At 73.3% G+C, this 20,322-nt stretch carries 16 protein-coding genes; 5 read left to right on the top strand and 11 right to left on the bottom strand.

Translation table 11 applies throughout. The annotated features are described in order from the left end of the window. Positions 1–9 precede the first annotated feature (9 nt). Together LOK46_RS11015 and LOK46_RS11010 are read right to left on the bottom strand one after the other, a co-directional pair. Positions 10–705 (bottom strand): gamma-glutamylcyclotransferase, encoded by a 696-nt coding sequence (locus tag LOK46_RS11015; protein WP_273563808.1) that lies wholly within the window; start codon positions 703–705, stop codon positions 10–12. A gap of 20 nt (positions 706–725) precedes the next feature. Continuing rightward, positions 726–1,127 carry a hypothetical protein gene (locus LOK46_RS11010; RefSeq protein WP_273563807.1) on the bottom strand — a complete coding sequence of 134 codons (402 nt, stop codon included), beginning with the start codon at positions 1,125–1,127 and terminating at the stop codon, positions 726–728. Positions 1,128–1,263: 136 nt separating this feature from the next. On the opposite strand from LOK46_RS11010, the gene recO reads away from it, so the two are divergent. Next, positions 1,264–1,983, top strand: a complete 720-nt coding sequence (recO, locus tag LOK46_RS11005) for a DNA repair protein RecO (RefSeq protein WP_273563806.1) — start codon at positions 1,264–1,266, stop codon at positions 1,981–1,983. A 250-nt stretch (positions 1,984–2,233) separates the two neighbouring features. Further along, positions 2,234–4,480, top strand: coding sequence for a DNA topoisomerase IV subunit A (parC, locus tag LOK46_RS11000; protein ID WP_273563805.1), 2,247 nt, complete (start codon positions 2,234–2,236; stop codon positions 4,478–4,480). 354 nt (positions 4,481–4,834) lie between these two features. Here parC and LOK46_RS10995 read toward each other — a convergent pair whose 3' ends face one another. From LOK46_RS10995 to gltX, 3 genes are all read right to left on the bottom strand, one after another. Further along, positions 4,835–5,701 carry a DNA-3-methyladenine glycosylase family protein gene (locus LOK46_RS10995; protein WP_273563804.1) on the bottom strand — a complete coding sequence of 289 codons (867 nt, stop codon included), beginning with the start codon at positions 5,699–5,701 and terminating at the stop codon, positions 4,835–4,837. Between the two features lie 80 nt (positions 5,702–5,781). Beyond that, complete coding sequence (gene gltA / locus LOK46_RS10990) at positions 5,782–7,071, bottom strand: citrate synthase (RefSeq protein ID WP_273563803.1); 1,290 nt, start codon at positions 7,069–7,071, stop codon at positions 5,782–5,784. A 230-nt stretch (positions 7,072–7,301) separates the two neighbouring features. Continuing rightward, positions 7,302–8,729: a glutamate--tRNA ligase gene (gltX, locus tag LOK46_RS10985; RefSeq protein WP_273563802.1), complete on the bottom strand. Its 1,428-nt coding sequence runs from the start codon at positions 8,727–8,729 to the stop codon at positions 7,302–7,304. A 193-nt stretch (positions 8,730–8,922) separates the two neighbouring features. On the opposite strand from gltX, the gene LOK46_RS10980 reads away from it, so the two are divergent. After that, positions 8,923–11,214 (top strand): ComEC/Rec2 family competence protein, encoded by a 2,292-nt coding sequence (locus LOK46_RS10980; protein ID WP_273563801.1) that lies wholly within the window; start codon positions 8,923–8,925, stop codon positions 11,212–11,214. Here LOK46_RS10980 and lexA read toward each other — a convergent pair. Beyond that, positions 11,208–11,927, bottom strand: a complete 720-nt coding sequence (lexA, locus tag LOK46_RS10975; protein WP_273563800.1) for a transcriptional repressor LexA — start codon at positions 11,925–11,927, stop codon at positions 11,208–11,210. The genes LOK46_RS10980 and lexA overlap by 7 nt on opposite strands. Positions 11,928–12,176: 249 nt before the next feature. Here lexA and LOK46_RS10970 point away from each other — a divergent pair, with 249 nt between their 5' ends. Then, entirely contained in the window at positions 12,177–12,632 is a 456-nt protein-coding gene (locus tag LOK46_RS10970) for a hypothetical protein (RefSeq protein ID WP_273563799.1), read from the top strand. Between the two features lie 15 nt (positions 12,633–12,647). Here LOK46_RS10970 and LOK46_RS10965 read toward each other — a convergent pair whose 3' ends face one another. Further along, a complete protein-coding gene (locus LOK46_RS10965; RefSeq protein WP_012318997.1) occupies positions 12,648–12,863 on the bottom strand; it encodes a hypothetical protein in 216 nt (71 codons plus the stop codon). A gap of 303 nt (positions 12,864–13,166) precedes the next feature. On the opposite strand from LOK46_RS10965, the gene fae reads away from it, so the two are divergent. Further along, positions 13,167–13,706, top strand: a complete 540-nt coding sequence (gene fae / locus LOK46_RS10960; protein WP_020092273.1) for a formaldehyde-activating enzyme — start codon at positions 13,167–13,169, stop codon at positions 13,704–13,706. 39 nt (positions 13,707–13,745) lie between these two features. On the opposite strand, the gene LOK46_RS10955 is transcribed toward fae, so the two are convergent. Genes LOK46_RS10955 through LOK46_RS10940 form a run of 4 tightly spaced genes read right to left on the bottom strand, consistent with a single transcriptional unit; the run spans position 13,746 to position 20,143 of the window. Continuing rightward, positions 13,746–14,210, bottom strand: a complete 465-nt coding sequence (locus tag LOK46_RS10955) for a hypothetical protein (RefSeq protein WP_273563798.1) — start codon at positions 14,208–14,210, stop codon at positions 13,746–13,748. A gap of 56 nt (positions 14,211–14,266) precedes the next feature. Then, positions 14,267–17,557 (bottom strand): error-prone DNA polymerase, encoded by a 3,291-nt coding sequence (locus tag LOK46_RS10950; RefSeq protein WP_273563797.1) that lies wholly within the window; start codon positions 17,555–17,557, stop codon positions 14,267–14,269. Further along, a complete protein-coding gene (locus tag LOK46_RS10945; protein WP_273563796.1) occupies positions 17,554–19,431 on the bottom strand; it encodes a DUF6504 family protein in 1,878 nt (625 codons plus the stop codon). Before LOK46_RS10945 ends, LOK46_RS10950 begins: the two co-directional genes overlap by 4 nt. Continuing rightward, entirely contained in the window at positions 19,358–20,143 is a 786-nt protein-coding gene (locus LOK46_RS10940; RefSeq protein WP_273563795.1) for an ImuA family protein, read from the bottom strand. The genes LOK46_RS10945 and LOK46_RS10940 overlap by 74 nt, the downstream gene beginning before the upstream one ends. Between the last annotated feature and the right edge of the window lie 179 nt (positions 20,144–20,322).

Genomic DNA, 20,322 nt, shown 5'->3' with positions numbered 1-20,322 from the left:
GCGACGGGATCACGCCACCGGCGCGCAGGCCCTGAGCCGCGCGGCCACCAGGGCCTGGAGGCTCCAGAGGTGGCGGTCGCGGATGCCGAGGCGCTCGCAGGCCTCCACGGTCCGGAACAGGTACTCGGCGCTCGGCCCCTTGTGCCCGCAGGCCGCGGCGATCTTCTCGGCGATCTCGGCATCCGAGAGGCGGCCGGCGTAGCGGTCGCTGGCGCGGTTGGCCAGGAAGGTCAGGGCCGAGACGGTTCCGGCCTCCGTGGCCACCGGCAGCCAGCGGGCCACGTAGCCGCGGCCGCGCATCTCGCGGCGCCAGACCGGCATCAGCGCCTCGCGGATCCCCATGCCGGGCAGGCGGAAGGCCACGCCCCGGCACAGGCCGCCGCGGTCCAGCGCCAGGACGAAGCCCGGCCGCTCCGGCGTGCCGCGGAACCGCCGCTGGAGCAGGCAGAAGCGGCGATGGAAGCCGCGCACCGTCCCGATCCGGCGCTCGGCGACCGCGAATTCCGGATTCCACATCAGCGAGCCGTAGGCGAAAACCCAGAGGTCGCTGCCCTCGCGCCCGGCGACGATCGCGTCGAGCCCCGGGCGCAACTCCGCGTCCGAGAGAACCTCGAGCGCGCTCGGGTCGTCGGGGATCGGGACGGAATGGGCGCGGGCGATCAGGTCGAGGCTGAGATCGAGGCTGCGGACGGGTGCGGCGGGCATGGACCCTCAACGCCCGGGCCTCACGGCTTGTTGCCCAGCGCGTCGAGCTCGGGGAAGGGCCGGGTGCGGTGACCGGTGCAGACCTCGTCGTCGTCCAGCACCGAGAGACGGTCGTTCTCGTCGAGCAGCGCCACCCTCGGGCGCTCGGGCTTGCCGAAGGTCCGGCCGTACATCCGGCCCGACACGCAGTAGATCACCCGGCCGCCATCCGCGATCGGCCCGGCGATCCGGCTGCCCGCGAACCGCACCGGCAGCAGCGAGACCGCGCCGAAATCGACCTGCTTCAGCGCCAGGGCGGCGATCCGCCGGAGGAGGGCCGGGGAGGGGATCGCCTCGGCCGAGGGCTTCGGTGCCCGCGGTGCGGCCTGCGCACTCGCGGCGAGGAGGGCCAGAAGGGCGGCGAGGGCGGCGCGGAGCGGCATCGGTCATCGCTACCCGGCCAAGGTTGCCCGAGGCTGGGACCGCGCGGGGCAGCGCCGGCGGCCGCGGCCCCCTATATGAGAGACAGGCGCGGAGCGCGCCTCTCACCCGATCTCTCACACGAAGACGCGACGTTCGATGCAGTGGACCGACGACGCCCTGGTGCTCGGCCTGCGCCGGCACGGGGAGACCGGCGTCATCCTCGAGGCCATGACCGAGGCCCACGGGCGCCATCTCGGCCTCGTGCACGGCGGGCGCTCGCGCCGGATGCAGCCCGTGCTGCAGGCCGGGAACCGGGTCCGCCTGACGTGGCGGGCGCGCCTCGACGAGGGGCTCGGCGCCTACGCGGTGGAGCCCCTGGACTCGCAGGTCTCGCGGCTGATCGGGTCGAGCCTCGCCCTCTACGGCATGAACCACATGGCGGCCCTGCTGCGGCTCCTCCCCGAGCGCGACCCGCATCCGGCGCTCTACGAGGCGGCGGGGATCCTGATCGAGCACCTCGACGATCCCGCCATCGCGCCGCCCCTGATGGTGCGGTTCGAGCTGGCGATCCTGTCCGAGCTCGGCTTCGGTCTCGACCTCACCGCCTGCGCGGCCACCGGCGGCAACGATGGCCTGGCCTACGTGTCGCCGAAGAGCGGCCGGGCGGTCAGCGCCTCGGCCGGCGAGCCCTACCGGGACCGCCTGCTGGCGCTCCCGACCTTCCTGCACGCGGGCGGGTCCCCGGGTCCGGACGGCGTTGCCCAAGGGTTTACCTTGACGGGGTACTTCCTCGACCGGCACGTCTGGGGCCCGCGCGGCCTCGGGCCGCCCGAGGAGCGGGCGCGATTCGTTGCGCTCGGCCGCGAGGCCGGGTAATGTTCGCGTTCTGTTCCAAACACGCCCGGGCTTGAGCGCCGCTCGACCCGGGACGAACAAACCCGTCATTCCGGGGCCGCGGAGCGGAGCCCGGAATCCAGACGCGCACGCGGTCCGGCAGGATCGTCCGTCTCCTCCGGCGGGGCAGGCGGGTCTGGATTCCGGGCTCGCCCCCCGCGCCCCGGACTGACGGACCGCTGCATGAGGTGGCGCCGCCGTTCGGCGGCCCCGCCCTGAGACAGGAGCCGTCATGGGCCAGCCCTTCGAGCCGCCGTCCGGCGACGGGATCGAGAGCGTCGAGCTGAAATCCGCGCTGGAGGAGCGCTACCTCGCCTACGCGCTCTCCACGATCATGCACCGGGCCCTGCCGGATGCCCGCGACGGGCTGAAGCCCGTTCACCGGCGCATCCTGTACGGCATGCGGCTGCTCCGCCTCGACCCGACCACCGCGCACAAGAAGTGCGCCAAGATCGTCGGCGACGTGATGGGCGACTTCCACCCGCACGGCGACCAGGCGATCTACGACGCGCTGGTGCGGCTCTCCCAGGATTTCGCCCAGCGCTACCCGCTGGTCGACGGCCAGGGCAATTTCGGCAACATCGACGGCGACGGCCCCGCGGCATACCGCTACACCGAGGCGCGGCTCACCGAGGTCGCGCGCCTCCTGCTCGACGGGATCGACGAGGACACGGTCGACTTCCGCCCGTCCTACAACGGCGAGAAGGAGGAGCCGATCGTTCTGCCGGCGGCCTTCCCGAACCTGCTCGCCAACGGCAGCCAGGGCATCGCGGTCGGCATGGCGACCTCGATCCCGCCGCACAACGCCGCCGAGCTGTGCGACGCGGCGCTCTACCTGATCAACCATCCCGAGGCGACCTCGGGGCAGCTCGCCAAGTTCGTCCAGGGGCCGGATTTCCCGACCGGCGGCATCCTGGTCGACTCGGCCGAGTCGATCGCCGAGGCCTACCGGACCGGCCGCGGCGCCTTCCGGGTCCGCGCCCGCTGGGCCAAGGAGGATCTCGGCCGCGGCACTTGGAACATCGTCGTCACCGAGATTCCGTACGGCATCCCGAAGGGCCGGCTGATCGAGAAGATGGCCGAGCTCCTCCAGGAGAAGAAGCTGCCGCTGCTCGCCGACGTGCGCGACGAGTCGGCCGAGGACGTGCGCGTGGTGCTGGAGCCGCGCTCGCGCACGGTCGATCCGGTGATCCTGATGGAATCGCTGTTCCGGCTCACGGAGCTCGAGACCCGCATCCCGCTCAACCTCAACGTCCTGGTCGGCGGCCTCGTGCCGAAGGTGATCGGGCTCGCCGAGTGCCTGCGCGAGTGGGTCGACCACCGCCGCGTGGTGCTGCAGCGCCGCTCGCGCTACCGCCTCGGCCAGATCGATCGCCGCCTGGAGATCCTCGGCGGCCTGCTCATCGTCTATCTCGACCTCGACGAGGTCATCCGCATCATCCGCGAGGAGGACGAGCCGAAGGCCGCCCTCATGGCCCGGTTCGAGCTGACCGAACTCCAGGCCAACGCCATCCTCGACACCCGCCTGCGGTCCCTGCGCAAGCTGGAGGAGATGGAACTGAAGCGCGAGTTCGAGGCGCTCACCGCCGAGAAGGCCGAGATCGACGCGCTGCTCGCCTCCGAGCCGGCGCAGTGGAAGGCGATCCAGGCGCAGATCCGCGCGGTGAAGAAGACCTTCGGGCCCGAGACCAAGCTGGGCCGGCGCCGCACGACGCTGGCGAGCCCGCCGGATGTCGGCGGCATCGACTTCACGGCGGCCCTGGTCGAGCGCGAGCCGATCACCGTGATCGTCTCCACCAAGGGCTGGATCCGGGCGCTCAAGGGCCACGTCGCCGATCTGTCGGGCGTGGCCTTCAAGGGCGACGACACCCTGAAGATCGCCTTCCCGACCGAGACGACCCAGAAGATCCTGCTGCTCGCCACCAACGGCAAGGTGTTCACGCTGGAGGCCTCGAAGCTGCCGGGCGGCCGCGGCTTCGGCGACCCGGTGCGGCTGATGGCCGACCTCGACGACGGCACCGAGATCGTGGCGGCGCTGCCCTACCGGCCGGAGACCAAGCTGCTGATCGCGGGCTCCGACGGGCGCGGCTTCGTGGCGCCCGCCGACGCGCTCGTGGCCAACACCCGCAAGGGCAAGAGCGTGCTCGGCCTCGACGGCGACGTGACCGCGGCCGTGCTGGTGCCGGCCGACGGCGACCACGTGGCGGTGGTGAACACCGAGAAGCTGCTGCTGATCTTCCCGGTCTCCGAGGTGGCCGAGCTCGCCCGCGGCAAGGGCGTCCGGCTCCAGCGCTGCCGCAGCGGGAAGCTGCTCGACGCGCACGTCTTCAAGCTGGCGGACGGCCTGCCCTGGCAGGACGGCTCGGCCGAGGGCCGGCTCGCCAACGCGTCGGTGCTGGAGAAGTGGCTGGGCCACCGCGCCGAGGTCGGGCTGATGATGGCGCGCAGCTTCCCGAAATTCGAGCGGTTCGGACGCTGAGGGAGACCAGCTGAGAGAGGACGGTGACGCGCACGTCCGTTCAGGCAGGCGCGACAGGCTCCCTCTCCCGCACGGGAGAGGGGGCCCGTGCCGCGTTCGGAGACGGTCTCGGGCGAACGCTGATCGAGCCCGAGCGCGCCGAGGGCCGGCACGCTGCCGCCACTCGGGACCCCTTCCGTCGGGCGCCATCCACGACCCGACGAACCACCCTCAGGGTACCGGGTCGACCTGCTCCTCCGTCATCACGAGCGCAGCGAAGTGACCCAGGGCAGCGCGCCATCAGGAGGCGTCGCGCCGACTGGATTGCTTCGCTCCGCTCGCAACGACGACGGCGCTGACGTCATGGGCGGGCGATCACCGCCCCCGCGCGGCCGCCTCATCCGCCGCCCAGAGGTGCTGCGCCGCGTAGGCGCGATACGGCCGCCACGCCTCGGCCCGGGCCAGGAGCGCCGCCGGGCTCGGACGGCCGGTGCCGCTCTCCAGCGCCCGCAGCAGCCCGACATCGCCCACCGGCAGGGCGTCCGGGAGCTTGAGGGCCCGCATGGCGATATACTGCGCCGTCCAGGGACCGATCCCGCGGATCGCCGTGAAGCGGAGCACCGCGGCCTCCAGCGACTCCGCCGGGGCGAACAGGTCCGGATCGGCCAGCGCCGCCGCGGCCAGCGCCCGGATCGCCGCGCCGCGGGCCCGCGGCATGTTGAGCGCCAGGGCGACGTCCGCCTCGACCAGATCCGCCGGCGCGGGGAAGACGTGGGTCAGACCGCCCATCGGCTCGGCCAGCGGCGTCCCGAACGCCGCCACCAACTTGCCGGCGAGCCCGATCGCGGCCGCCACCGAGACCTGCTGGCCGAGGATCGCCCGGCAGCCGGTCTCGAACGGGTCCCACGCCCCCGGCAGGCGCAATCCCGGCCGCGCGGCGACGAGCGGGGCCAGGACCGGATCCCCGGCGAGGCAGGTCGCGATGGCGCCGGGGTCGGCGTCGCAGTCGAACAGGCGGCGCAGGCGCCCGGTGACGGCCTCGGCGTGCCCGGCCTCGACGCCGCGGAGCGTGACGCGCAGGCAATCCGCGCCGGGCGCGACCGTCAGGAGCCCGTGCCGCCCCGCGACGCTGATCGTGCGCGCGTAGGCCGCCGCGGGATCCGTCGTCTCGACGCCCGGGATCGCCCGCTTGGCCAGGAAGGTGCGGATCGCCGCCCAGTCGTAGGGCGGCCGATAAGGCAAACGGAGCGCGTTCGCCTCCGCAAACGCGAAGGGCGGCCTCTCGGCCGCCCCGCTGGTCGCGTCCCGGGACAGGTCCCGCCTCAGCCGCGCTGGTCCACCGCCACGTAGTCGCGCTGGGCCGGGCCCACGTAGAGCTGGCGCGGACGGCCGATCTTCTGCGACGGGTCCTCGATCATCTCGGCCCACTGGGCGATCCAGCCGACCGTGCGGGCCACCGCGAACAGCACCGTGAACATGTCGGTCGGGAAGCCCATCGCCTTGAGGGTGATGCCCGAGTAGAAATCGATGTTCGGGTAGAGCTTCTTCTCGATGAAGTACTCGTCCTTGAGGGCGATCTGCTCCAGCTCCATGGCGACGTGGAGCAGCGGGTCGTCGGTCTTGCCGAGCTCCTTCAGCACCTGGTGGGTGGTGCTCTGCATGATCCGGGCGCGCGGGTCGTAGTTCTTGTAGACCCGGTGGCCGAAGCCCATCAGGCGGAACGGGTCGTTCTTGTCCTTGGCCTTGGCGACGTACTTGCCGACGTTCTCCGGGGTGCCGATCTCCATCAGCATCTTGAGCGCCGCCTCGTTGGCGCCGCCATGGGCCGGGCCCCACAGGCAGGCGATGCCGGCCGCGATGCAGGCGAAGGGGTTGGCGCCCGAGGAGCCGGCGAGCCGCACCGTCGAGGTCGACGCGTTCTGCTCGTGGTCGGCGTGCAGGATGAAGATCTTGTCGAGCGCCCGGGCGAAGACCGGGTTCACCTCGTACTCCTCGCACGGCACTGCGTAGCACATGCGCAGGAAGTTTGACGTGTAGTCGAGGTCGTTCTTCGGGTACACGAAGGGCTGGCCGATCGAGTACTTGTAGGCCATCGCGGCGAGCGTCGGCATCTTGGCGATCATGCGGATCGACGCGATCAGCCGCTGGCTCTCGTCCGTGATGTCGGTGGAATCGTGGTAGAAGGCCGAGAGGGCGCCCACCGAGGCGACCATGACGGCCATCGGGTGCGCGTCGCGGCGGAAGCCGGTGAAGAACCGGTTCATCTGGTCGTGCACCATGGTGTGGCGCGTGACCCGGTACTCGAAATCGGCCCGCTGGGCGGCGGTCGGCAGCGCGCCGAACAGCATCAGGTAGCAGGTCTCGAGGAAGTCGCCCTTCTCGGCGAGCTGCTCGATCGGGTAGCCGCGGTAGAGCAGCACGCCCTCGTCGCCGTCGATGTAGGTGATCTTCGACTCGCACGAAGCCGTCGAGGTGAAACCCGGGTCGAAGGTGAAGGCGCCGGTCTGGGCGTAGAGCTTGCCGATATCGATCACGTCCGGCCCGATCGTGCCGGATTTCACCGGCAGCTCGATCGACTTGCCGTCCACGGTGATGGTGCTGGGTGCGCTCATGGATCGTGGACCCTTCTCTGGCGACGTGGCGGATGCCGGCCTCGGGCTGCCCGAGTCGGTCCCGGGGGCCTGAGCACACGCATTATGCTGCGGGTGCTCACAGCCATGGGTTACCCAAACGGCAGTGCAGCAGCAACGGGGTCGGTGACAACCCGCCCCCGACGCCAAGCGAATTCCACCAAGCGCAATCCGGTCCGGAGCCGGCAGTTCCCGGTCCGCGCGCGGCAGTCTCAGCCCTGCGGCGCGTGGTCCCCGAGGCGCGCCAGGGTTTCCTCCCGGCCGAGCACCGCCATCACGTCGAACAGGGGCGGGGAGGTGGTGCGGCCGGTCAGCGCCGCGCGCAGGGGCTGGGCAACCTGTCCGAGCTTGCAGCCGGCCGATTCCGCGTACTGGCGCACCGCACCCTCGGTGGAGGCCGCGCTCCAGTCGGGCAGCGCCTCGAGCGTCGGCCGCACCCCGGCGAGGCGGCCGCGCCCCTCGTCGGAGAGGAGGGCGCGGGCCTTGTCGTCCAGCGCCAGGGGACGCTGGGCGTAGAGGTAGTAGGCGCTGTCGAGGAGCTCGATCAGCGTCTTGGCCCGCTCCTTCAGGCCCGGCATGGCCTGGACGAGCTTGTCCTTGAGATCGGGCTGCAGCGGCGCCGACAGGCCGCGCTCCGGCCCGACGCTGGGGAGAATGGTCTCGATCGCCGCGACGAGGTCGGAATCGGCGCTGGTGCGGATGTAGAGGCCGTTGAGGTTGGCGAGCTTGGCGAAGTCGAACCGCGCCGCGGAGCGACCGACCGCGCCGAGGTCGAAGGCCGCGACCATCTCGTCGGTGGAGAAGACCTCCTGGTCGCCGTGGCTCCAGCCGAGCCGCACGAGGTAGTTGCGCAGGGCCGCCGGCAGGTAGCCGAGATCGCGATAGGCCTCGACGCCGAGCGCCCCGTGGCGCTTCGAGAGCTTGGCCCCGTCGGCCCCGTGGATCAGCGGGATATGGGCCATCTTCGGGATCTCCCAGCCGAGGGCCGAGAAGATCTGGCTCTGCCGCGCCGCGTTGGTGAGGTGGTCGTCACCGCGGATGACCTGCGTGACGCCCATGTCGTGGTCGTCGACCACCACGGCGAGCATGTAGGTCGGCGTCCCGTCCGAGCGCAGCAGGACGAGGTCGTCGAGGTCCTTGTTGGCCCAGGTCACGCGGCCCTGGACGGCGTCCTCGACCACGGTCTCGCCCTCGGTCGGCGCGCGCAGGCGGATCACCGGCTTGACCCCGGCGGGGGCCTCGGACGGGTCACGGTCGCGCCAGCGGCCGTCGTAGCGCGGGGCGCGCCCCTCCGCGCGGGCGGACTCGCGCATCTGCGTGAGCTCCTCGGCGGTGGCGTAGCAGTGATAGGCGCGGCCCGCGGCGAGCAGCTCCTCGGCCACCGCGCGGTGGCGCTCGGCGCGGGCGAACTGGAAGATCACGTCGCCGTCCCAGTCGAGGCCGAGCCAGGAGAGGCCGTCGAGGATCGCGTCGATCGCCCCCTTGGTGGAGCGCTCGCGGTCGGTGTCCTCGATGCGCAGCAGCATCTTGCCGCCGGTGTGGCGGGCGTAGAGCCAGTTGAACAAAGCCGTGCGGGCCCCGCCGATATGCAGGTAGCCGGTGGGCGAGGGGGCGAAGCGCGTGACGACGGCTGAGGACATCGGTCCGGTATGTTCCGGGGCTGGTCGCGGACGGAGCGCGACGGACGGCGAAGGGGCGGCGGAGCGGCGAGGGGCTCGACAGGGCGCCCGTAGCACGAAGAACCCGCTGTAGCACGGGCCGGCGGATGCGTTAAGAATCGCCCGCAGAATCGCTCGGCCACGACGACAGGTCGCGCGGAGCGGGGCGGCGGCGATGCGGCGGATCGGCGCGAGGCGGGCGGACGGCGTGGTGGCGCTGGTCGGCCCGCGCGTCCCCGCCCTTCCGGCACTCCGTCACTGGGTTGCCGTCGGTCTCGCCCGCGAGGCCGAGCAGCGCCGGCTGTTCCCGTGGCTGGCGGTGGCCTTCGGCGTCGGGATCCTGGTCTATTTCGCGGCGGCCGACGGGGCGCCGAGCCCGGCCGCGCCCCTGATCGCGGCCGCCCTCGCGCTGGCGCCGGTCCCGGTCCTCGGCGCGCGGCCGGCAGCCCTGGCGACGGCGCTCGCGGTGGCGGCCGCGTTCCTCGGCTTCGCGGCGGCGACCTGGCGGGTCTCGCAGGTCGCCGCCCCGATCCTGACGCGTACCACGATCGGTCCGCTCGTCGGAATGGTCGAGGCCCTGGACGAGCGCGAGGTCGGCGCCCGGCTGGTGATCCGGGTGGAGAGCTTCGCCGGCCTCGCGCCGGAGGCGCGGCCCGCCCGGGTGCGGGTCTCGTTCCGGAAGGCGCCGATCCCGCGGCCCGGGGACGTCGTCGCCGCCACGGCCCGGCTGCTGCCGCCCCCGGAGGCGGCCCGGCCCGGCGGCTACGACTTCGCCCGGGACGCCTACTTCCAGGGGATCGGGGCGGTGGGCTCGCTGGTCGGCGCGGTCACCGTCCGGCCGCCGTCCGAGCCGCCGCCCCTCGGCCTGCGGCTCGCCGCGGCGCTGGACGCGGCCCGCAACGGGCTCACGCGCCGGATCGCGGAGGCCGCCGGCGGCCAGGCGGGCGCGGTGGCGGCGGCCCTGGTGACGGGCAAGCGCGGCCTCATCGGGCCGGCGACCAACGACGCGCTCCGCGCCGCCGGCATCTACCACGTTGTGTCGATCTCGGGCCTCCACATGGTGCTGGCCGCCGGCGTGGTGTTCTGGCTGGTGCGGGCGGTCCTCGCCGCGGTGCCGCTCTGCGCGCTCCTCTGGCCGATCAAGAAGATCGCGGCGGGCTTCGCCATGGTCGGCGTCACCGCCTACTGCGCCTTCTCGGGCTGGGACATCGCGGCCGAGCGCTCGCTGATCATGACCCTGATCATGCTGGGCGCGATCTTGGTCGACCGGCCGGCCCTGTCGATGCGCAACCTCGCCCTCGCGGCGCTGATCGCCCTGGCCCGGGAGCCGGAGGGCCTGCTCGGCCCGAGCTTCCAGATGTCCTTCGGCGCCGTGGCCGGGCTGATCGCCTGCGCCCGGCTGATCGACGGGCGGCTGTTCGTGCGCCCGGGTGCCGGGCGGATCGGCCGCCTCGTCGGGACCGGACTGTCGGCGATCACCGGGACCCTGGCCACGACCCTGGTGGCGCAGGTCGCGACCGCGCCCTTCGCCACCTACCACTTCCAGACGGTCCAGCCCTTCGGCCTCGTCGGCAACGCCCTGACCCTGCCGCGCGTCTCCCTGGTGGTGATGCCCTCCGCGGTGATCGGCTGCCTCGCCTATCCCTTCGCCCTCGACCGGCCGGTCTGGTGGCTGATGGGGCAGGCGGTGGCCGGCATGCTGGCGATCTCGGACTGGATCGCCGGGTTCGAGCGGGCGATCCTGGTGCTACCGGCCTTCGGCACCGCGGCGCTGGCCCTGCTGGCCGCCGGCCTGCTGCTGGCGACACTGCCGGCCTCGCGCCTGCGCTGGCTCGCCGTGCCGCCGGTCCTGCTCGGGCTCGCCCTCGCGGCCCGGCCCGACCGCTACGACCTCTACGTCGACCGGCAGGGCGCGGGAGCCGCGGTGCGGGGTCCGGACGGTCGGCTCGCGCCCCTCGGAAGCCCCTCCGGCTTCGTCCTCGAACAGTGGCTGAAGGCGGACGGCGACGGGCGGCGGCCCGCGGGGCTGATCGTCCGGTCGGGCAGCGGGCGCTGCGACAGGCTCGGCTGCACCGCCCGGCTGCCGGACGGGCGGGCGGTCGCCCTGGTCCGGGACCGGCGCGCCTTCCCGGAGGATTGCGCCCGCGCCGCGGTGCTGATCACCTTCCTGGCGGCGCCTCCGACCTGCACGGGCCCCCTGGTGATCGACCGGCGGGCCCTCGCCGCCCGCGGGGCCGTGGCCCTCCGGACCGACGGCGACGGCTTCGCCGCGCGCTACGCCCGCGACGACGGGCGCGCGGTGCCCTGGCGGTCGGTCCCAGGACGCGGACCGGGACCATCGCGGCCGGTCTCCGCCGAGCCGGGCGGCCGCGCCGCGGAGGACGGGGCAGCCGCGCCGTCGGAGGCCGACGCCGCGCCGGGCGGAGAGCTCGCCCCCGGCGACGCGCCGGCCGAGCCGCTTCAGTAGCGGCGGACGAGGCTGACGAGGCGACCCTGGATCCGGACCCGGTCGGGCCCGAGCACGCGGGTCTCGTAGGCCGGGTTGGCGGCCTCAAGGGCGATCGAGGAGCCGCGGCGGCGCAGGCGCTTGAGCGTCGCCTCCTCGTCGTCGATCAGCGCCACGATGATGTCGCCGGTATTGGCGGTGTCCTGCTTGCGGATGACCACGAGGTCGCCGTCCAGGATCCCGGCCTCGACCATCGAGTCGCCGCGCACCTCGAGGGCGTAGTGCTCGCCGCCGGCCACGAAGTCCGGCGACAGGGTGATGGCGTGGCTCTGGTTCTGGATCGCCGAGACGGGCGTGCCGGCCGCGATCCGGCCCATGACGGGGATCGAGATGGCGCGGCCGGACTCGTCGATCATCCGCGTGCTCGCCGGGGCCGGCGGCTGCTTGGACTTGCCGCCCTCGACCACGCTCGGCGTGAAGCGGCGCGGCTCGACGGGGGCCGGAGCCGCCTGCGTCAGGCTCTCGGGGATCCGGATCACCTCGATGGCGCGCGCCCGATTCGGGAGGCGCCTGAGGAAGCCGCGCTCCTCGAGCGCCGTGATCAGCCGGTGAATGCCGGATTTCGACTTGAGATCGAGGGCATCCTTCATCTCGTCGAACGACGGCGGGACACCGCATTCCTGCATCCGGCTCTGGATGAATCGCAGGAGGTCCAGCTGCTTGCGCGTGAGCATCGACGGGGGACTCGCGGCTTGGCGGACCGCCACGTGACGGTCTCCGAAACAAATCACGAACAGGTTAAACGTTCCGCAAGTGTTCTGCAAGAGCGGTACCGCCACGCTCGGCGCGCCGCGGCGCGCCCGCGGGAGAAGGTCGAGAAACGCATTGACGGCGCAAGCGGAGCCGTTTCAATGCAACGCGGTGCCCCGCCGGGAAGGCGGCGGATCCGGGGCGCGGGCTGGGACCCTCTTGGAATGACGCGGATGCGACGACCCGCTGCTCTGCTGCCCCTCGGCCTCGCCGCCCTCGGCCTCGGCCTCGCCGGCTGCACCACCGGGTTCTCCTACATCTCGCGGAACTACGTGGCGCTCACCCCTCAGGTCGTGACGATCGGCTGCAAGGAGCCCTACGAGGTCTACGACAACCGGCAGCTGCGCCGGATGCTGATCGTGTCCAACGCTCTGCGCGAGTATACCGGCTGCAATCTGAGCGAGGTCCGGATCGATCCGGAGCCGGACGCCACCCGGGTGAAGCGCTTCCGCACCGCCGCCCGGGCCTATCTCGACGAGACCGTGCGCGAGGATTGCCGGATCACCGGCGAGACCGTGTTCGATCCGCTGAAGACCGAGTTCGCCTACGCCTGCGACGCGCCGGTCGAGAAGCGCGGCACGGTGGTCCCCCGCCTGCCGGGCCGCAATCCAGGCCTCGGGGTGCGCTGACCGGCCGGCGGCGCGTCAGGCGCCGGGCTTCGGGAAGGTCCGTTCCGCCGCGTCGCCGGCGGCGGCCAGCAGGGCGCGGGCGAAGGCCCGGGCCTCCGCCCGGTCGAGCACGATCGCGGCGGTGACCGGCGCGCCGCCGAGGTCGGCGAGGGCGAGCTCCAGGCGCACCCCGTCGGGCACGGCGCTCGCCTGCAGGCTCCAGCCGGAGCCCCGATCCGTGCTCTCCGCCATCTCACACTCCTCCCCGCCTGCCCCGGGAAAACGCCTCAGGCGCCCGCCGAAACCGCCCGTGCTCGGGACTGTTCCCGAGCCGTGCCCAGCGCTTCCCTGCCTCGCCTGTCCGCTTACCTCAAGGCCGCGGACCTCGGGCTCGTGGTTCGTGCTGGCCGAGACGGGGGCCCTGCGCCCCCGTCGGGTGCCCCGATCGCCCCGCTCGATGATCGGCGTCCTGGACGGGGTCGGCCGGCGCGGAACCGATTGACGCAAGCCCGCCGATGATGTCTCCCCCGGGCTCCGATCAGGTGGAGTTCGAACATGCAAGAGATCTGGTTCCGCACGGGCGAGGCCACGGTGCTGGCGGCCGAGGGCCAGTACACCGACGCCATGCCGGAGGTGCTGATCGGCTCGGTGCGGGGTCCGGTCGGCCAGGCCTTCGCGTCGATGATGGGGCAGGTCCAGGGCCACACGCGGATGTTCGTGGTCCGCGACCTCAACCAGCTCGTGCGCCCCGCCACGATGATGACCACCAAGGTCACGATCCACACGGCCGAGTATGCCGAGCTCCTCGGCGGCGTGGTCCAGGCCGCCACCGGCGACGCGATCGTGGACTGCATCATCGAGGGCATCCTGCCGAAGGACGGGCTCGACGAGCTGTGCATGATCATCATGATCTGGCTCGATCAGCGCTGCGCCGAGGACGACAACCTCGACCAGAAGGACCTCTACCGGACCAACTACGAGGCCACGAAACTCGCCATCGCCCGCGCCCTCAAGGGCGAGCCGACAGTGGACGAGCTGATCGCCAACCGGAAGACCGTGAAGCACTACGCGCTCGACGGCGTGATCGAGTACTGATCAGGCCCGCGCCACGCATCCTGCCGGCTCAGGTCCGCCTCATCCCGGCGGGATGCGCCCCACCGAGCAGAGGGTCCGCATCGTGCTGCTGCCCGGGTCGGTGTAGCAGGAGGCCGACCAGCCGCTCTGCTGGATGAACGACTTGCGCCGCTCCGCCAGTGCGGTCCGGTAGGCGTTGGCGATGATCGGCTCGACGGTCGCGGCCGGCTCGCCGACGAGGATCTCGGAGGCCACCGACAGGTCGCGGAAGAAGGACGCCGACGGGGTCGGCTCGGCGGAGGTCGCCTGCACGATCGGCTCGGCCCGGCAGGTGACGTCGAACTTGATCGGGCCGGCCATGCGGATGTCGATGCTGGGGCCGGCGCGCTTGCCGACCTTGCCGCCGATGGCGCCGGCGATCTGGCGGGTGAGGTCGTCGCAGCTGTCGGCCCGGGCGGCCTCCGCCAGGAGGGGCAGGGCCGCGCAGGCGGCGAGGAGGAGGCGCGGAACGGCGAAGCTCGACATCGCCGCACTCTACGCGCGGCGCGGGGCCTGTCGAGAGGCCCGTCGAGGGGCGCGCCTCAGTGGAAATCCCGGCTGCGATACACGCGCCGGTCCGGGGGCACGCCGAAATCCGTGTTCTCGGGCGGCAGCTTCATGCCGGCCTCCCGCAGGTCGCGCAGGGCGGCGGTGAGGTCGCGAAACCCCTCCGCCACGAGGTGTACCACCCCGTCCGCCCGCTGGATCCGGCCGCGCACCGCGAGGAACCTTGCCTGCATGGCGGTCCGGCGGTTCGCTTCGAACACGGTCTTCCAGACGATCACGTTGGCGATACCGGTCTCGTCCTCCAGGGTCAGGAAGACCACGCCTTTGGCGGTGCCGGGCCGCTGGCGGATCAGCACGAGCCCCGCCACCGTGACCCGCGCCCCCTGGGGCAGGGCCGGGTCGAGATGGGCCCGGGCCGGGATCGCGCCGATCCGGGCGAGCCGCCCCCGGAAGAAGGCGACCGGGTGCCCCTGCAGCGACAGGCCGGTGGCGGCGTAATCCTCGGCCACCGCCTCGGACGGGGCCAGGGCCGGCAGGTCCACCGCCGGCTCGTGCCGGAACAGGCCGTCATCGGCGTGCCACGCGAAGAGCGGCAGGGGCGCTTCGAGGAGATGGGCGCGGCGCTCCGAGCCGTCGGCCCTGGCGGCCTTGCGCGCCGAGGTCCCCTCCAGGGTGCGGACCATCCACAGGGCGGCGCGCCGGTCGAGGCCGAGCGACCGGAACGCGTCCGCCTCGGCCAGGCGCTCCAGGGTGTTGCGGGGCAGGGCGAGGGACGCCTGCAGGCCCTCGATGCTGGCGTAGCCGTTGGCGCGCAGCCGCACGAGCCGGCGCATGGCGGCCTCGGGGAGGCCGCGGACCACCCGCAGGCCGATCCGCACGGCGTGCAGCGCGGGATCCCCGGCCGGCTCCAGGGTGCAGTCCCAGTCGCTGGCGTTGACGCAGACGCCCCGCACCTCGACCCCGTGGGCCCGGGCGTCGCGCACCAGCTGGGCCGGCTGGTAGAAGCCCATCGGCTGGGCGTTGAGGATCGCGGCCAGGAAGACGTCGGGGTGCCGGCACTTCATCCAGGCCGAGGCGTAGACGAGCAGCGCGAAGCTCGCCGCATGGCTCTCCGGGAAGCCGTAGGTCGAGAAACCGCGGATCTGCGCGAAGCAGCGCTCGGCGAAATCCGTCGGGTAGCCCCGGCGGGTCATGCCGCCCACGAACTTCTCCGCGAACCCGCCGATCGAGCCGACGTGGCGGAAGGTCGCCATCGCCCGGCGCAGGCCGTCGGCCTCGGCCGGGGTGAAGCCCGCCGCCGTGATGGCGATCTGCATGGCGTGCTCCTGGAATAGCGGCACCCCGTAGGTCTTCTGCAGGACCTCCTTCAACTCGTCCGCCGGGCCGTGATCCGGGTGCGGGGCCGGGTACTCCACCGGGTCGATCCCCGAGCGGCGGCGCAGGTAGGGATGGACCATGTCGCCCTGGATCGGGCCGGGGCGCACGATCGCGACCTGGACCACGAGGTCGTAGAACTCCTTGGGCTTGAGGCGCGGCAGCATCGACATCTGCGCCCGGCTCTCGACCTGGAACACGCCGACGGAATCGGCCTTCGCCAGCATCGCGTAGGTCTCGGGATCGTCCTGCGGCAGGTCGGCCAGCGTCTCGTAGAACGTGCCGTGGTCGCGCTCCAGGAAGTCGAGGCCGCGCTTGAGGCAGGTCAGCATCCCGAGCGCCAGCACGTCGACCTTCATCAGCTTGATCGCGTCGATGTCGTCCTTGTCCCACTCGATGAAGGTGCGGTCCGCCATGGCGCCGTTGCCCACCGGCACGGTCTCGTCGAGGCGGCCGCGGGTCAGCACGAAGCCGCCGACATGCTGCGACAGGTGGCGGGGGAAGCCGATCAGCTGGTGAGCGAGGTCGAGCGCCTGCCGGATCGCGGGGTTCTCCGGGTCGAGGCCGGCCTCGCGGACGTGCTGGTCCGGCATGCCGGTGCCCCAGGAACCCCAGACCGTGTCGGCGATCGCCGCGGTCACGTCCTCGGTCAGGCCTAAGACCTTGCCGACCTCGCGGATCGCCATGCGCGGGCGGTAGTGGATCACCGTGGCGCAGAGGGCGGCGCGCTCGCGGCCGTAGCGCGCGTAGAGGTGCTGGATCACCTCCTCGCGGCGCTCGTGCTCGAAATCGACGTCGATGTCGGGGGGCTCGCCGCGGTTCTCCGAGATGAAGCGGGCGAAGAGCAGGCGGTGCTTCGACGGGTCCACCGCGGTGATGCCGAGGCAGAAGCACACGGCGGAATTGGCCGCCGAGCCGCGGCCCTGGCAGAGGATGCCCTGGCCGCGGGCGAACTCGACCACGTCGAACAGGGTCAGGAAATAGCGGGCGTAGTCCATCTTGGCGATGAGCCGCAGCTCGTCGCGGAGCGTCGCCGCGACGGCGTCCGGGACGTCGCCGGCGTAGCGCCAGCGTGCCCGCTCCCAGGTCTTCTCCTCCAGGTATTCCTGCGGCGTGCGCCCGGGGGGCACGGGCTCGTCCGGGTACTCGTAATGCAGCTGCGACAGGTTGAAATCGCAGGCCTCGGCGATCTCGACGGTGCGGGCCAGCGCCTCCGGGTGGTCGGCGAACAGCCGCGCCATCTCGGCGGCGGGCTTCAGGTGGCGCTCGGCGTTGGCCTCCAGGCGGTAGCCGGCGTCCTCGATCCGGCAGCCTTCGCGGATGCAGGTGACCACGTCCTGGAGCGGGCGTCGGTCGGGATGGTGGTAGAGCGCGTCCGAGACCGCGACCATCGGGGCGCCGGAGGCCGCGCCCAGCTCGGCGAGCAGCCCGAGGCGCCGCCGCTCGTCGCCGCGGCGCGTGTGGCTCGCGCCGAGGAAGGTCCGGCCCGGGGCCGCGGCGGCGAGCGCCTCCAGCCGCGCCCGGAAGCCCTCCGGCAGGCGCCGGGCCGGGGGCATGGCGATCAGCATCTGCCCCTCCGCGGCCTCCAGCATCTCGGCGAAGGAGAAGCGGCACGCGCCCTTGCGGACGCGCCGGTTGCCCAGGGTGAGCAGCCGGCACAGGCGCCCCCAGGCCTCCCGGTCCATCGGGTAGGTGACGGCCTCGAACCCCTCCTCGGTGACGAGGCGCACCCCCGGCAGGAACCGGATCGCGGTGCCCTGCGGTTCGAGGGCGCGCGCCGCCGCGTGCGCCCGCACCACGCCGGCCACGGTGTTGCGGTCGGCGATGCCGATCGCCCTGAGGCCGTAGGCCGCCGCCTGCACGACGAATTCCTGCGGGTGCGCGGCGCCGTGCAGGAAGGAGAAGTTCGTGGTGACGGCGAGCTCGGCGTACGGGACCTGAGGCGCGCTCACGCGAACAGCCCGTGGACGTACCACGCGGCCGGGCGGTCGGGGGCGTGCGGGCCGTCGCGGTAGAGCCAGAGCCGGTGCCCGGCCTCGCACTCGATGCGGTAGTAATCGCGATCCGCGCCGGGCTCGCGCCACCATTCGGCGGCGATCCGCTCCGGCCCCTCGGCATGGGCGACCCGGTGGATCCGGGCGCGCCAGCGGAAGCGCCGGGGCGGCCCCTCCGGGACGGTCGAGAGCACGTCGAGGGCGGCCTCGCCGCGCGGGAAGATCACCAGGGGGCGGGGCGGGAGGTATTCGGGCCAGGGGGAGGCGATGGCACGCGCCTTCCCTTCCTCCTCTGTGCGGGAAGGCTCACCCATCTCGGCCGGGCGGCGACCTTGGTGAAGGAGCGCGACCGGCCCCCTCTCCCGTGCGGGAGAGGGTTGGGGTGAGGGACAGGAAGACACAGAACTGCGCACACCATCAACGCACGGATCGGACGTGCCTTTTCCGAACAGCCCTCGCCCCTCACCCTGTCCCTCTCCCACACGGGAGAGGGGACCTGTGAGCGATCCTGACGCCGTCCTGCCGGCCCTGATGAAGGTATCCCCCAGTCCCGCAGCGGCAGAGGGGGGAAGGAGACGCACCCGTCGCCGACCGACGCCTTGATCGGCTGACGATCCGTGCCCCTCTCCGGCAACCCAGACGCGGCCCCGGTCGGCCCGCTCCGGCAGATGGCTCGCCCGGGGCTCGAGCCGGAGCAGCGCCCGCCCGAGGCGCTGGGCCAGGGCGTCGGCCAGGAAGCCGACCCCGTCGCCCGCGGCCGCCGCGCCGAGATCCGTCTGGCGGGCCGGCATGGGACCGGTCACCGTCACGGCGAGCGCCACCGTCTCGAAGCCGAAGCCGGCGTCGAGGGCGGAGCCCAGCCGGTCGAGGCGCAGGGAGACGAGGGCCGCGACCCGCTCCGGGCAGCGCTCGGGGCGGGACAGGCCGAGATCGAGGATGCGCAGGGCGCCGTCGACCCGGTGCAGGCCGAGGCGCAGGGCGCAGGCGCCGAGCCCGTCCCGCTCCAGCCGGGGCGCGGTCTCCGCCATCAGGTCCCGGGCGGTCCGGACGATGTCCGACTGCCGCCCGATCGGGTCGAGGAAGCCCCGGGCGGCGGCGTAGTCGGCCGCCTCCGTCAGGGGCGCCAGCGGCTCGGGCCGGCGGGCCAGGGCCTGATCGAGGCGCAGCAGCAGCGCCGCGCCGAAGCGGCGGGCGAGGGGGCCGCGGGGGAGAGCGTCGAGCGCGCCGATCCTGCGCAGGCCGAGCCGCTTCAGGCCCGCCACCGTGCCGGGATCGAGGCGCAGGGCCTCCACGGGCAGGTCCCGCAGGGCCTCGGCAGCGCCGCCCGGCGGCACCACGATCGGGTCGGCCCCACCGTGACGGGCCAGCGCGAAGGCCGCGCCGGGCGTGTCGGCCAGCGCGATCCCCGCCGGGATGCGGCTCCGCGCGAGCCGGGCGGCCAAGTCCGCGACGAGGTTCGCCTCGCCGCCGCGCAGGTGGCTCGCGCCGGCGACGTCGATGTAGAGCCCGTCCGCCGCCTCGCCCGGCCCGAACGGCGCCACGAGGGGCGCGTACCCGCTCGCCCAGCGGCACAGCCGCAGCAGGGCGTCCCGGTCGGCCTCCGGGTCGGCGGGGTAGACCTGGAGCGGCACGCCGATCCGCGCCCTGACCCGGCCGAGGGGCTCGCCGATCTGGAGGCCCAGGGCGCGGGCCTCCGGATCGAGGGCCACGAGCCGCAGCCCGCCGGACCCCTCGGCCGCCACCGCGAGGGGGCCGCGCTCAGGCGCGAGACCGGCCCGCCGCAGCCGCGTCACCGGCCAGTGGCTCAGGCAGATGCAGACGATGCGCGGCATGGTCCCACTCCAGAAGCCAGTCGCCGCCGCGCCCGTTGCGGCAGCGCTCGAGCCGTGCCCGCCAGCGCGGCCTGTCCAGGGTCCCGAACCGGTCCCGCGCCGCCGGCGCGGCGGCGATCCGCCAGCGCGTGGCGGCCCCGTTGGGCAGACCGGCCGGCGCCGGCCGCAGGATCAGCAGCAGCGGCGGCGCCGGACCTTCCGCGGCGAGCTGCAGGCGCCGGCCCGGCTTCAGCGGCAGCCCGTCCCGCAGGAGGCCGATCAGGGCCGTGAGCGCCCGCGCGTGCAGGGCCGCTTCCAGGGCGCGGAACACCTCCGCGTCGCTGCCGGCTTCCAGCAGCAGCAGGCGGCCGGGGTCGAGGCCGAGGCCGCCGAGGCCGTGTCCGTAGGGCACGGGCTGGCCGGGCGCGGCGGCGATCAGCGCTTCCCCGGGCTCCCGGGCGAGCTGGCGGGCGCAGAGCGCCAGCGCGAAGCCCAGGGCCGCGATCGCGTCCGCGGGCTCGGCCGGCGCGATCTCGTGGGGTGGCCCGAGGGCGAGGCCGCCGCCGGGCAGGTGCGCGTCGAGATCCGGAACACCGAGCGGCAGGACCGGGGACGGATCCCGGCCGCGATCCGGCGGCGCGAGGCGCACCCGCAGGGCCGCCAGCCGGGCCCGGAGATCGCCCGACGGGCGCGCCGCCTCGGTCTCGTCCGCAGGGTCCAGCCCCATCTCCATCGGCTCCGGTCATGCTGGACGATAGGAACATAACAGGAACATGCACAAACGGTTTCCGCGGGGTCCCGGAATCGCGCGTGGCGGCAGCGGCTTGGCCTGTGGACGGCTGTGGACGCCTGTGGAATCGGCCTTCCCCACGGGGTCCGAGGTCGCGGTTGACCGCAATCGCGGGGCGAGAC

Origin of the sequence: Methylobacterium sp. NMS14P, from assembly GCF_028583545.1 — a bacterium.
Taxonomy (GTDB): Bacteria; Pseudomonadota; Alphaproteobacteria; order Rhizobiales; family Beijerinckiaceae; genus Methylobacterium.
This window is presented reverse-complemented; position numbering and strand designations above follow the sequence as displayed.